Below are 12845 nucleotides of genomic sequence, written 5' to 3'. Positions count from 1 at the left end.
GGAACAAAGCGGGCCGTGTCGCTTTATGTCGTGAGGGCGTTGAGTGCGGTTTGTAGCGCGTGGGCAACCGTTGCCTGTCGTACCGCTGTGCGTCCCAAAGCGCCAAACTCGACCGTCTCAACCGTGGTCTCGCGACCTTCCTGTGCCAGCCCGAAGCACACGCGGCCCTCGGGTTTGTGGTCTGACCCACCTGGTCCCGCAATGCCCGTCACCGAGAGCGTTAGCGTGGCGGCAGAGTGTGCCAGTGCGCCCTCGGCCATTTCGCGGGCAACGGGTTCGGAGACCGCGCCGTAGGCGTCGAGGGTTGCTGCTTTTACGCCGAGCATGTCCATCTTGGCCGCGTTGGAATAGGTGATGAACCCGCGATCAACCACATCGGAGGAGCCGGCTATCTCGGTCAGCGCCCCGATGATCAATCCGCCTGTGCAGCTTTCCGCCGTGGCGATCATCACGCCACGGGCGCGGGCGGCCTCAAGGACATCTGTGGCCAACTGTGTCAGATCGGGAGTCATGGCATCAACAGCCCGTGTGACAGGCCCGCAAGGAGAATGACCAACACCGCGGCAAAGACGCCCGCGATCACATCATCAAGCATCACGCCAAGCGCATCGCCGCGACGGTCCGCCTTGCCGATCCATAGCGGTTTCCAGATATCAAACAGACGAAACAGGACAAAGGCGGCAAGCCAACCGGGCCAAAGGGCCGTGGCCTCGACGCCCATCATTCCTGCGCCATAAAGAACGGGAAGCAGGGCGATCCATTGGCCGACAACTTCGTCGATGACGATCTCGGCCGGGTCGTGATCCTTGGCGCCGTCTGTCATTTCCTTGGTCGCCCACCACCCAACGAAAAAGACCAGAAGCGTGGCGATCACCACCATCGCAAAGCCCGTGTGCTCATATATGGCCCAAGCCAAGGCGACAGCGGCGGCCGAGCCCCATGTGCCGGAGGCGGGCTTGATATAGCCGATGCGGGCGAGGGTGGCGATAATTTCAGCGAGTTGTTTCATGGGGTTGTGTCCCTGTTTTGATCCTATTGCTTTGCAAGGGCGGCGGTGGCGATGGAGGCGATACCTTCTTCGCGACCTGTAAATCCCAGTTTTTCCGAGGTGGTCGCCTTAACCGAGACGCGATCCAGATCGACGCTGAGAATATCCGCCAAAGCGCCGCGCATCGCATCCGCATGTGGCCCGATCTTGGGGCGTTCGCAGATCAGGGTCACGTCGCAATTCATCAGCTCATAGCCTTTGGAGCGGGCCAGCTCAATTGCGTGGCGCAGGAAGATGTGACTCTCCGCGCCTTTCCATTTCATATCGGAGGGCGGGAAGTGGCGGCCAATGTCGCCCTCTGCCAAAGCGCCATAGATGGCATCGGTCAGGGCGTGCATACCAACATCGGCATCCGAATGCCCCTGAAGACAGCGGTCATGGTCGATTTTGACGCCACACAGCCACACATGGTCGCCGACACCAAAGCGGTGAACGTCGTAGCCATTGCCCAATCGGATATCCAACATGCTCTGTCCTTTTCGGTCTGTCTGTCCCATGCGGGTCGCAAGCAGCGCCTCGGCGCGGGCGAAGTCCTCGGCATGGGTGATTTTGAAATTCTCTTCGTGGCCTTGGGTGATGGTTACGGCCAGTCCCGCGGCGCGGGCGACCTCAACATCATCAAGGGGCGCACCTGTATAAGTGTCATGGGCGGCTTTGATCGCGTCAAAGTGGAACCCTTGCGGCGTTTGTGCGCGGTAAAGCCCGTCTCGCGGCTGTGTGCCAATCACGGTGTCTGCATTACCACGCCAAAGCGCATCGGTGACGGCAAGGGCAGGGGCCGCGGCAGGAGCATGATCAAGTGCGTCGATCACATCGGAGATCACGGCGTGTGGCGTCAGTGCGCGAGCGGCGTCATGGATCAGCACTTTGGTGATGCCTTGACCCGTCAGCGCGGCGAGGCCAGCCGCAACGGATGCGGCGCGGGTTTGCCCGCCCTCCACAAGCGTCACATCGGCAATGGTGCTTGCGCGCTCTGTGTCGTCGGCATGATGCACAATGACGATCATATCTGCGAGATCGCGAAAGGCGGCCACGGCATGATCAATCACGCGGGCATCGCCCAAGGCCCGCCACTGTTTCGGGGTATCGCCTCCGGCACGGGTGCCGCGGCCTGCGGCGACTATGAGAGCTGCAATCGTCATGGCAAAAGGGGATAGTCTTTGGTCGCGTCGGTGGCAATGGGCGTGTTTTTTACCCTTTGGTTGATTAAAAAATAGGCAGATGGTGTTTTTGGCGTCTTTTGGGCCCCAAAGCCTTTGCGCCCAAACAAATCGCACGATACCACGGAGGAAATTGCACAGGGATTAATCGCTTGCCCGTTCGTTTGGCAGATATAACACTAGACCCGCCTGTTTTTCTCGCACCGATGGCGGGAATCACGGACTTGCCCTTTCGCAATGTTGTGGCCTCCTTCGGTGCGGGTTTGGTCGTCTCCGAGATGGTCGCTTCCCACGATATGCTCAACGCGCGCCCTGGAAGCCGTGAAAAGGCCGAATTGGGCTTTGGCGTCGAGAAAACCGCCGTGCAACTCGCAGGACGTGAGGCCGAACCGATGGCGCTCGCGGCCAAGATGGCCGCAGATAATGGCGCGAAGATCATCGACATCAATATGGGCTGTCCCGCCAAAAAGGTGGTGTCGGGCTATTCCGGTTCTGCGCTCATGCGCGATCTGGATCATGCGCTGACGTTGATCGAGGCGGTTGTGGGCGCGGTCGATGTGCCTGTGACGCTCAAGACCCGCCTTGGGTGGGATGACGCGCTAATGAACGCCGCTGATCTGGCCAAGCGGGCCGAGGATGCGGGTATTCAGATGATTACAATACATGGCCGCACGCGGTGTCAGTTTTACAAAGGCTCCGCCGATTGGGCCGCAATCCGCGCTGTAAAGGATGCCGTGTCGATCCCCGTGGTGGCCAATGGGGACATCACTTCGACCGAAGCGGCCCGCAAAGCGCTCGCGCAATCGGGCGCGGACGGTGTGATGATTGGTCGTGGCGCACAGGGGCAGCCGTGGCTGTTGGCGCAGGTGGCCGCCAATCTGATGGGCGCTCCCGCACCGACGGTGCCAACGGGGCGGGCCTTTGCCGATATGGTCGCAGAGCACTACGCGGCGGGACTGTCCTTTTACGGGGCCGAGCTTGGCGCGCGTGTGCTGCGCAAACATTTGGGGTGGTACATGGATCACGCCGGTACGCCCGCCGACCTGCGCCGCGCTGTTTTGACCCAACGGGGCGAAGATGAGGTGCAGCGGCTTTTGGCCGAAGCGCTATGTTTTGAAGGAGAAGCCGCATGAGCCAGTCCGATTTCGAGACCCTGTGGCAGTCTCTGCCCGTTCCCACGGTGCTCGTCGGCGCAGGGGATTTGATCACCGATATTAACCCCGCCGCCGAATCCTTTCTCAATGCCTCGGCCAAGTCCATGCGTGGGGTGCCTGTTCTCGACAAGCTCGCGATTGATGCACCGTTAGAGGAAGCCTTCGAGCGTGTGCGTCGCGACAGCTCCCCGATGTTTATCAATAATGCCGATGTGTCGGGCGGCAACGCCGCGCCTGTGCTGTGCAATATCCAGATTGCTCCGATGCAGGGCGATACCGAGACGGTTTTGGTGATGATGGAGCCGCGTCAGATCGCGGACCGTTTGGGCCGCTCGCATCAGGTCAAGAAATCCGCCCGTTCGGCCATTGGCATGGCCGAGATGCTCGCCCATGAAATCAAAAACCCGCTCGCAGGGATCACAGGGGCGGCACAGCTGTTGTCGATGAATCTTGCGCCAGAGGACTTGGAGCTGACCGATCTGATCGTGGCCGAAAGCCGACGGATCGTGGCGCTGTTGGAACAGGTAGAACAGTTCGGCAATCTGCGCCCGCCTGCGAGAAAGGCCGTCAATATCCACGACATCATTGATCGCGCCCGAAAATCGGCGCAGGTGTCTTACGGGGCCTCGATGACCTTTGTCGAGGATTTCGACCCCTCATTGCCAGCGACCTATGTTGACGGCGACCAGTTGTTACAGATCTTTTTGAACTTGTTCAAAAACGCCTCGGAAGCCGCGGGGAAAGAGGGCGGCACAATCCGCATTCATACCTTCTACGATATTTCGCTGCGCTTGCGTCGCGCCGATGGATCAGGCGCAGCCCTGCCATTGCAGGTGGAGATTATCGACGACGGGCCAGGCCTGCCGCCAGAAATTTCCTCGGATATTTTCGAACCCTTCGTGTCGGGACGCGAGAACGGAACGGGGCTTGGCCTTGCTCTGGTGTCCAAGATTGTTTCCGACCACGAAGCATGGATTTCGGTGAACTCGGTGCCCGGTAAAACGGTGTTCCGGCTTTCGCTTCCTGTGGCGCCCCGCGAAGACTAACGGGGCGCGACACCGACAGATGAACACGCTGCGCACATGGGTGCGACGCAAAAAGGAGACGACACGATGGACGGTACAATTCTCGTCGCAGATGACGACCGCACGATCCGCACGGTTCTAACGCAGGCCTTGACGCGGGCAGGTTGCAAAGTCCACGCCACCTCATCCTTGGTCACGCTGATGCGGTGGGTCGAGGAAGGCAAAGGCGATCTGGTAATCTCCGATGTGATGATGCCGGACGGCAATGGCCTTGAAGCGCTGCCCAAAATCGCGGAATTGCGCCCCGGGTTGCCCGTGATTGTGATCTCTGCGCAAAACACCATCATGACTGCCATTCAGGCGGCCGAGGCTGAGGCGTTCGATTATCTGCCTAAACCGTTTGATCTACCTGACTTGATGAAGCGATCTGCGAAGGCGCTTGAGGTGAAACGCCGCGCCAACCCTGCGCCCTCCAATGCCAAAGCCCCCTCAGACAGTGCGCAAGACGATCTGCCGCTTGTGGGGCGCACGCCTGCGATGCAAACGTTGTACCGACTTGTGGCCCGCGTGATGAATACAGACCTGCCTGTGTTGGTGACAGGGGAGAGCGGAACGGGGAAAAGCCTGATTGCGCGTGCGATCCATGATCTGTCTGATCGTCGCAACCTGCCGTTTGTGGTGGTGTCCGCCTCCGATCTGGCGGTGATGGAGGGGCCGGCCGCGGTGATTTCCAAGGCCCGCAATGGCTCAATCCTGTTTGACGAGGTCGGTGATCTGGACGAGGAAGCGCAGGCCCGTGTGGTGCGTATGCTCGACAGCTTTACCGACAATGCACCGCGCGTGATGGCGACGTCTCAGGCCAATCTCAGTCTTAAAATGGAGAACGGCGCCTTCCGTCAGGATTTGTTCTACCGTTTGGGCGGCGTGACGATCGCAGTGCCGTCTTTGCGCGAGCGCGTCGACGATATTCCGCTTTTGGCGGACCATTTTTTTGCCAAGGCCGAGCGGGAGGGAATGAGTGCGCGGCATTTTTCGGACGCGGCTGTCGATCTTGTGCGCAGTTACAGTTGGCCGGGAAACGTGCGGCAATTGGAAAACACCATCCGCCGTTTGGTCGTGACCTCCGCAGAGGCAGAGATTTCACGCGCCGAGGTCGAAACGGTACTGGGCAATCAGCCCGCGATGGAGCCGCTTCAGGCGGGCGGAGATGGCGAAAAACTTTCGGCCTCCGTGGCAAAACACCTACGGCGCTACTTTGATTTGCATGGCGGAGTTTTGCCGCCACCGGGTCTTTATCAGCGGATTTTGCGCGAAGTTGAGATGCCATTGATCGAAATTGCGCTCGATGCGGTCGGTGGAAACCAAGCTAAATGTGCTGATTTACTTGGGATCAACCGCAATACCTTGCGTAAAAAGATCAATGATCTCGATATTCAGGTGACACGCCGCCGCAAACTGATGTAAAACAGCCACAGCCGTGGTTTTCAGGGCGCAGTGACAGAATCAACACATTCTGTGGCCGCCGTTTTGATCCTCACGTCCAATGAGTGGCGGCGCAAATCTGTGTCGTTTGTCAGGAAGCAGACAGCGGGGGCAGTCTTGCGCAGGTCCATCGGTAAAGACAGTTGGAACAGACTGGTGCGTCTGCGTCGGGCGCGCCGTTTGCAAAACGCGGGCACCATTGCTGTCTTCGTTCTTGGCCCTGTCTTGGCTGCTGCAACCTTCCTTGTGCTTGGCCCGATGGAGCAGTTCAGCGCCACAGGGGCACTTCGCTTTGTGTTGCTATGTGACCTTGTTTACGTGCTGGTCGTCGCGGGGCTTGTGGCCGCGCGTATCGCGCGGATGGTGGCGGCGCGGCGCAATCATTCGGCGGGCTCACGGCTTCACATGCGCCTGACGGGCGTTTTCGTTCTCTTAGCGCTGATCCCGACTATTACAGTTGCGGTATTTGCGGTTGTGACGGTGAATTTCGGTCTTGAGGGGTGGTTCTCCGAACGTGTGCGCAATGTGGTTGGCTCGTCTTTGGCCGCCGCTGAAGCCTATGAGCAGGAACACCGCGAAGGGTTGGCCGAGGATACCCGCGCCTTAGCAAATTTTATCACCGATGCGCGGCGTAAGGTGACAATCCTGCCAGACGGGGCGTTGCGCGTTGCGCTCAATCAGGGGCAGGGTCTCGTGCAGCGCGGGCTTGAGGAAGCCTATGTGATCAACCGTGCGGGCGTCTTAAAGGTGCGCGGAGATCGGTCGTATATGTTTGACTACGAACAACCCTCTGAGGAGGATTTGGCGCGGGCCGAGGCGGGCGAATTGGTGATGATCAACGATTGGGATCACAATGAAAGCCGCGCCCTGCAACGTCTGTCCGGTTTTGCCGACCGCTATCTCTACGTGACCCGCGATGTCGATGGCGGCATTCTGAACCTGCTTGACGAGACACAGGAAACCATCGCGCTCTATACGCAGTTGGAAAACGATCGCGGGCGGTTGTTGTTTGAATTCGGCCTGTTGTACCTCGGCTTTGCGATCATTCTCATTCTGGCAGCCACGTGGGTGGGTCTGTGGTTCGCCGAGCGGCTTGCGCGCCCCGTTGGGCGATTGGCGGAAGCCGCACAGCGCGTTGGTGAGGGCGATTTTGATGTGCGGGTGATTGAGGCCGATGGGGATGATGAGATTTCCATGTTGGGCCGTGTTTTCAATCAGATGACGGGTCAACTTAAAGTGCAACGTGAAACGCTTTTGGAGCGCAACGCCCAGATCGAGCGTCGTCGTCGCCTGTTCGATAGCGTACTTGGCTCGGTGACTGCGGGGGTGATTGCCCTTGACCCTGAGGGGCGCGTAACCCTGACCAACACCTCGGCGCAAGCGCTTTTGAACCTTGGGGAGCGTGATGTGTCGGGTGAGCCTTTGGCGGTCTTTGCGCCTGAGTTCGGACCTTTGTTTGATGGGCTGCGCGCGCAGGGACGCGATGTGGCCCAAGAGGAATTGCGCCTGATCCGTTCGGGCGCCCAAGAGAGCCTGTTGGTGCGGATCGCCACGCGGCGTGATGTGAACGGCGCACTAGAGGGCTATGTGGTTGTCTTCGACGATGTGACCGATCTTGTGAGTGCGCAGCGCATGGCCGCTTGGGGCGATGTGGCGCGCCGTATTGCCCATGAGATCAAGAACCCGCTCACCCCGATCCAACTGTCCGCCGAACGCATTATGCGCAAGTTTGGCAAGAATCTGGACGAGGACGCGCGGGCCGATCTGGAACAATACACTGGTGTGATCGTACGCCAGACGGGGGATTTGCGGCGGATTGTCGATGAGTTCTCCAAATTCGCGCGGATGCCAAGTCCCGAGCGGCGTGAGAACGATATGGTGGACCTCGTTAAGGGGGCCGTCCTGTTGCAGCAGAATGCGCAGGTGGACGTAGAGATCACGCAGGAGATCAGCGTTGAGAGTGCTGTTGCCGAAGTGGACGGAACCATGATCGGGCAGGCGCTGACCAATCTGATCAAGAACGCCGGTGAGGCCATCGAGAGCCTCTATGAGGTCGAGCGGCCAGAGGGGCATATCGCCCGCGTGCGGGTCGAGTTGGATGTCGAGGACGGCGATGTGGTTGTGCGGATCACCGACAATGGTATCGGCCTGCCCGAAGATCGCTCGCGCCTGTTCGAACCTTATGTGACAACACGTGAAAAGGGCACGGGCCTTGGCCTGCCCATCGTGAAGAAAATTATCGAGGAGCATGGCGGCACCTTGACGCTCACTGATGGTGAGCCACTGGACGATACAGGACGGGTGGGGGCGTGCGCGACGATGCGTCTGTCTTTGCTCCGTGATGATGCCTCGGTGAGGCAAAAAGACAAAATGAAACAAAAGCTTGCAGTGTGAAACTGATGTTGGGGGTTGATCATGTCTGATATTCTTATTGTAGACGACGAGCGCGATATTCGTGAATTGATCGGGGATATTCTACGCGATGAAGGGTTTGAAGCCCGTCTCGCGGGAGGCTCGGACGAGTGCCTAAAAGAGATCAGCGAGGCTGTGCCCTCATTGATGGTGCTCGATATCTGGCTCAAAGACAGCGAGATGGACGGGATCGACATTCTCAAATACGTTAAACGTGAACATCCCGAAGTTCCGATCATTATCATTTCGGGGCACGGCAATATCGAGATCGCGGTGGCTGCCATCAAGCAGGGCGCTTATGACTTCATCGAAAAGCCGTTCAATATTGATCAGCTGATGGTGGTGGTGCGTCGTGCGATGGAGACCTCGCGTCTGCGTCGTGAAAACGCCACGCTCAAACGGTCGGGCGGAACCGAGGTCGAGATGTATGGCGTCTCTCCTGCCTTTAAAGTGCTTAAAAGCAATCTGGAGAAAGTCACCAAATCCAATGGCCGCGTGATGCTCACGGGTCCGGCAGGGGTTGGCAAAGAGGTGGCCGCGCGGTGGATACACATCAATTCGGACCGCAAAGACGCACCCTTTGTCACCGTCTCTTCGGCAACAGTTGAGCCCGAGCGGATGGAAGAGGTGCTGTTCGGGCGCGAAAGCCCAGAGCGCGGTATCGAGAAGGGTCTGTTGGAGGAAGCCAACGGCGGGGTCATTTTCTTTGACGAAGTGGCGGATATGCCATCAGGAACGCAGTCGAAAATCCTGCGTGTCTTGGTGGATCAACGCTTTACCCGTGTGGGTGGAACCTCTCAGGTTTCGGTCGATTTGCGGGTGATTTCCTCCACCAGTCGCGATCTTTCGGCTGAAATTGCGGCGGGCAATTTCCGTGAGGAACTCTATCATCGTCTCAACGTGGTGCCGATCGAGGTGCCGAGCTTGGAAAAACGCCGCGAGGATATTCCGGTTCTGGCCGAGCAATTCATAGCCTATTTCAACCGCACCCAAGGTTTGCCTCTGCGCAAACTGACAGGGGATGCTGTGGCTTTGCTGCAAACGATGCCGTGGCCCGGTAATGTCCGTCAGCTCAAAAATGTCGTGGAGCGGGTCTTGATCTTGGGCGAGGGGGCCGGTGACATCGAGGCCTCCGAACTGCCTGAACAAGAGCCTAATGGCGATGATGATACCCGTGCGGTGTTGTCGCCAGCTATTGCGACCCTGCCACTGCGCGAGGCGCGTGAGATGTTCGAGCGCGAGTATTTGCTCACGCAGATCAACCGTTTTGGCGGCAATATTTCCCGCACGGCGACCTTTGTTGGCATGGAACGCTCGGCATTGCACCGCAAGCTCAAATCGCTTGGGGTTGTGACGGGCAACAAATCCGGCGGACGTGTGGCCTATGTGTCAGAGGATGCAGAGTAAGGCGCAGGGTGGCGTTTGGGGCCGTGTCTGTGTGCTTGCGAAGCGGGATGAATAATGCCATGCCAATGGGGAAACAGTCGGGGCTGATTGCATGAAAGTCATCATTTGTGGAGCGGGTCAGGTCGGTTGGCAGATCGCGCGTCAATTGTCGGGTGAAAATAACGATGTAACGGTGGTGGATAACAACCCCGCCCTCGTGCGTCGCGCCACTGATACGCTTGATGTTCAAGGGATCGAAGGCCACGCGTCCTATCCGGATGTGCTTGATAAAGCGGGGGCGCGTGATGCGGATATGATCATCGCGGCAACCCATTCCGATGAGGTCAATATGGTGACCTGTCAGGTGGCGCATTCGGTGTTTAATGTGCCGCGCAAGATCGCGCGCTTGCGGGCGCAAAGCTATCTTACGGCGATCTATTCCGACCTGTACCGCCGTGACCATATGCCAATCGACGTTGTGATTTCGCCCGAGCGCGAAGTGGCCGAGGCTGCGATGCGGCGACTTGCGGCGCCTGCGGCCTTTGACACTCAGGTGTTTTTGGCGGGCCAAGCGCATTTGTTGGGGATTTTGCTCGCGGAGGATTGCCCCGTTTTGAACGCTGCGCTGCGCGAGCTGAGCGAGTTGTTCTCTACCTTACGTGTCACCGTTGTCGGCGTGCGTCGTGAGGGACGCCTGTTTGCGCCTGATCCCGACGATCAGTTGTTTGCAGGTGACGAGGTCTATTGTTTTGCCCATGCCGAAGACGTCAATCGCACGATGGAAGTCTTTGGTAAAACGCAGGCCAAACAGGATCGTGTGGTGATTTTGGGTGGTGGCAATGTTGGTCTCGGTGTGGCGCAAGCGCTTGAAGCACGGACCGAACGGGTCCGCGTGAAGATCATCGAAAAAGACCGTCGCATTGCCGAGCGCGCCGCAGATAGTCTTGAGCGCACGATTGTGTTGCATGGTGATGCGCTTGATGTCGAGTTGTTGCAGGAGGCAGGCGTGTCACGGGCCAACGCCGTGCTGTGTGTCACTGATGACGATAAGGTCAATATGCTCTCGGCTGTCCGTGCGAAACAGGCGGGCTGTGCAATGGCGATTTGCCTCGTTAACGATCCGTCCTTGGTGCCGATCCTGACCGCACTCGACATTGACGCGCATATCAACCCTCGGGCCACAACCGTTTCGTCGATCCTGCGCCATATTCGTCACGGACGGGTGCGCAACGTCTATTCGGTCGGCGATGGCGAGGCCGAGGTGATCGAGGCACAGGTGCTATCGACCTCACCAATTTCGGGCCGCAAAATCCGCGATATCGAGTTCCCCGAAGGCGTGCTTGTCGGCGCGATCATGAAGGGGGACAGCTACACCAAGCCCACTGGTGACACCGCCATCGAAGAGGGCGATGTGATCACCATTTTCTCACTTGCGAATGATGTACCTGAAGTGGAGCGGCTCCTTCAGGTGTCGATCGATTACTTCTAATGAACCGCTTTTCGCGCATGCCCTTTTTCGTCCAACTGATGTTGGTGGCGGGTGCGGCGATGATGGTGCCCGCGATCTACGGTGCTGTTGTCAGCCAACACGAAGATTCCCGCGCATTTTTCTATTCGGGCATTTTGTTGATGAGCTTTGCGGGAATGATCGCCATTGCGCGTGCCCGCCCCGAGTCCACCGCCGACCGAGACACCCGCCGAGACCGTGATCGCGAGGGTCGAAACCAGCTGATGACGCTTTTGGTGGCCTATACGGTGTTGCCGTTTTTTCTGGCCGTTCCTTTTGTCGAAGCCACGAAAAACACAACATTTTTCAATGCGTATTTCGAAATGGTCTCGGCACTGACCACCACGGGAGCGACACTGTTTGACGATCCTGACCGCCTGTCACGCACCGTGCATTTGTGGCGGGCTTTGGTCGGTTGGCTTGGCGGATTGTTCGCATGGATTACCGCCATTGCGGTGCTGGCGCCGCTCAATCTGGGCGGGTTCGAAGTGCTGTCCTCACGCCAAGTCGGTCAAGGCTCTTCAGGGGCCACGCAGTTCATTCAGGTGGCCGCAGGGCCAGAGCGGATCGCGCGTTATACGACCCGCCTTTTTCCGATCTACTTTGGACTGACCGTGGCGCTTTGGCTTGCCTTGGCGATGGTCGGGGCATCGCCTTACGTGGCGCTGTGTCATGCCATGTCGGTGATGGCCACTTCCGGCATTTCTCCCGTGGGCGGTTTGACGTCCTCGGGGGCAGGGTTTCTGGGAGAGATGTTGGTCTTTGCCTTTTTGTTCCTTGCGATCTCGCGCAAAACCTTTGCGACCGATGATATGCGCCGCGATGCGCCGCCATTGTACCGTGATCCCGAGATGAAAATCGGTTTGGTGCTTTTGGTTGTACTACCGAGTTTGCTGTTCCTTCGCCATTGGGTTGGCGCCTATGAGGTGGAACGGATTTGGGATATTCCTGCGGCGCTCTCGTCGCTGTGGGGCGGGTTGTTCATGGTGCTGTCTTTCCTGACAACCGCAGGGTTTGAAAGCGCGTCATGGAGCGAGTCCCGCATCTGGTCGGGGCTTCAGACGCCAGGCGTCTTGCTATTGGGACTTGCGATCTTTGGTGGCGGGGTGGCGACCACGGCGGGCGGTGTGAAACTTTTGCGTCTTTACGCATTAGTGCGCCACGGTGAGCGGGAAATCGAAAAGATGATTTCTCCCCATTCTGTTGGTGGTGCAGGGGCGATGGCACGACGCGTGCGTCGCCAAGGGGGCTATGTGGCATGGGTGTATTTCATGTTCTTTGCTCTCACCATCGCGGCAGTGATGATTATCCTGTCGCTGTTCGGTATCCATTTCGAGCAGGCCGCTGTTTTCACCATCGCGGCACTGACCACGACGGGGCCATTGGTGCAGGTGGCTGCTGAAGTGCCGTATTCCTTTGCGGATCTGGCAGTGGGGCCAAAGGCGGTTTTGGCCGCGACGATGGTTTTGGGGCGGTTGGAACTGCTTGCGATGATCGCCTTGATCAATCCCGATTTCTGGAGACGTTAGGCGTCAGTGACGCGGTTTTGCACCGCTGGGGCATGAACTCCACGGCAACATCCTGAAAAAGCTTCGCAAATCTTGACATTCGTGAAGTTTAGCTGTGAGGTTGCCGTTAAGTGCTGCCAACGCAAGGCAGCTCGCATCATAA

General features: G+C 58.4%; 9 protein-coding genes and 1 pseudogene. 7 read left to right on the top strand and 3 right to left on the bottom strand.

From position 1 onward, the window contains the following. Window positions 1-23: 23 nt before the first annotated feature. The 3 genes from ACN0TS_RS08190 to ACN0TS_RS08180 are packed head-to-tail and all read right to left on the bottom strand — an operon-like array spanning window position 24 to window position 2190. Complete coding sequence (locus ACN0TS_RS08190) at window positions 24-512, bottom strand: CinA family protein (RefSeq protein ID WP_417258859.1); 489 nt, start codon at window positions 510-512, stop codon at window positions 24-26. After that, the gene (locus ACN0TS_RS08185; RefSeq protein ID WP_417258858.1) at window positions 509-1009 is read right to left on the bottom strand and encodes a phosphatidylglycerophosphatase A; all 501 of its coding nucleotides are present in this window, start codon (window positions 1007-1009) and stop codon (window positions 509-511) included. The genes ACN0TS_RS08190 and ACN0TS_RS08185 overlap by 4 nt, the downstream gene beginning before the upstream one ends. Before the next feature lie 23 nt (window positions 1010-1032). After that, the gene (locus ACN0TS_RS08180) at window positions 1033-2190 is read right to left on the bottom strand and encodes a bifunctional 2-C-methyl-D-erythritol 4-phosphate cytidylyltransferase/2-C-methyl-D-erythritol 2,4-cyclodiphosphate synthase (protein ID WP_417258857.1); all 1158 of its coding nucleotides are present in this window, start codon (window positions 2188-2190) and stop codon (window positions 1033-1035) included. A gap of 170 nt (window positions 2191-2360) precedes the next feature. On the opposite strand from ACN0TS_RS08180, the gene dusB reads away from it, so the two are divergent. From dusB to ACN0TS_RS08145, 7 genes and pseudogenes are all read left to right on the top strand, one after another. Next, window positions 2361-3341 carry a tRNA dihydrouridine synthase DusB gene (gene dusB, locus ACN0TS_RS08175; protein WP_417258856.1) on the top strand — a complete coding sequence of 327 codons (981 nt, stop codon included), beginning with the start codon at window positions 2361-2363 and terminating at the stop codon, window positions 3339-3341. After that, window positions 3338-4408, top strand: coding sequence for a two-component system sensor histidine kinase NtrB (locus ACN0TS_RS08170; RefSeq protein ID WP_417258855.1), 1071 nt, complete (start codon window positions 3338-3340; stop codon window positions 4406-4408). The genes dusB and ACN0TS_RS08170 overlap by 4 nt, the downstream gene beginning before the upstream one ends. 66 nt (window positions 4409-4474) lie before the next feature. Further along, entirely contained in the window at window positions 4475-5851 is a 1377-nt protein-coding gene (locus ACN0TS_RS08165) for a response regulator (protein WP_417258854.1), read from the top strand. Between the two features lie 135 nt (window positions 5852-5986). After that, window positions 5987-8263 carry an ATP-binding protein gene (locus tag ACN0TS_RS08160; protein ID WP_417259087.1) on the top strand — a complete coding sequence of 759 codons (2277 nt, stop codon included), beginning with the start codon at window positions 5987-5989 and terminating at the stop codon, window positions 8261-8263. A 21-nt stretch (window positions 8264-8284) separates the two neighbouring features. Further along, a complete protein-coding gene (locus ACN0TS_RS08155; RefSeq protein ID WP_417258853.1) occupies window positions 8285-9688 on the top strand; it encodes a sigma-54-dependent transcriptional regulator in 1404 nt (467 codons plus the stop codon). Between the two features lie 79 nt (window positions 9689-9767). Beyond that, a pseudogene (trkA, locus tag ACN0TS_RS08150) lies at window positions 9768-11156 on the top strand (Trk system potassium transporter TrkA); the annotation flags it as partial. After that, window positions 11156-12703 carry a TrkH family potassium uptake protein gene (locus tag ACN0TS_RS08145; protein WP_417258852.1) on the top strand — a complete coding sequence of 516 codons (1548 nt, stop codon included), beginning with the start codon at window positions 11156-11158 and terminating at the stop codon, window positions 12701-12703. The pseudogene trkA and the gene ACN0TS_RS08145, both read left to right, overlap by 1 nt. The last annotated feature ends 142 nt before the right edge of the window (window positions 12704-12845 follow it).

This window comes from Celeribacter sp., assembly GCF_048266405.1.
In the GTDB taxonomy this organism is placed as follows: domain Bacteria; phylum Pseudomonadota; class Alphaproteobacteria; order Rhodobacterales; family Rhodobacteraceae; genus Celeribacter.
Note: the sequence above shows the minus strand (reverse complement) of the source record. Positions and strands in the feature narration are given on the sequence as shown.

What these genes read in the sequence shown, in the direction of transcription:
- ACN0TS_RS08185 (WP_417258858.1), bottom strand. Translation starts at nt 1,009, where the DNA reads ATGAAACAACTCGCTGAAATTATCGCCACCCTCGCCCGCATCGGCTAT.
- ACN0TS_RS08180 (WP_417258857.1), bottom strand. Translation starts at nt 2,190, where the DNA reads ATGACGATTGCAGCTCTCATAGTCGCCGCAGGCCGCGGCACCCGTGCC.
- ACN0TS_RS08170 (WP_417258855.1), top strand. Translation starts at nt 3,338, where the DNA reads ATGAGCCAGTCCGATTTCGAGACCCTGTGGCAGTCTCTGCCCGTTCCC.
- ACN0TS_RS08165 (WP_417258854.1), top strand. Translation starts at nt 4,475, where the DNA reads ATGGACGGTACAATTCTCGTCGCAGATGACGACCGCACGATCCGCACG.
- ACN0TS_RS08190 (WP_417258859.1), bottom strand. Translation starts at nt 512, where the DNA reads ATGACTCCCGATCTGACACAGTTGGCCACAGATGTCCTTGAGGCCGCC.
- ACN0TS_RS08155 (WP_417258853.1), top strand. Translation starts at nt 8,285, where the DNA reads ATGTCTGATATTCTTATTGTAGACGACGAGCGCGATATTCGTGAATTG.
- ACN0TS_RS08145 (WP_417258852.1), top strand. Translation starts at nt 11,156, where the DNA reads ATGAACCGCTTTTCGCGCATGCCCTTTTTCGTCCAACTGATGTTGGTG.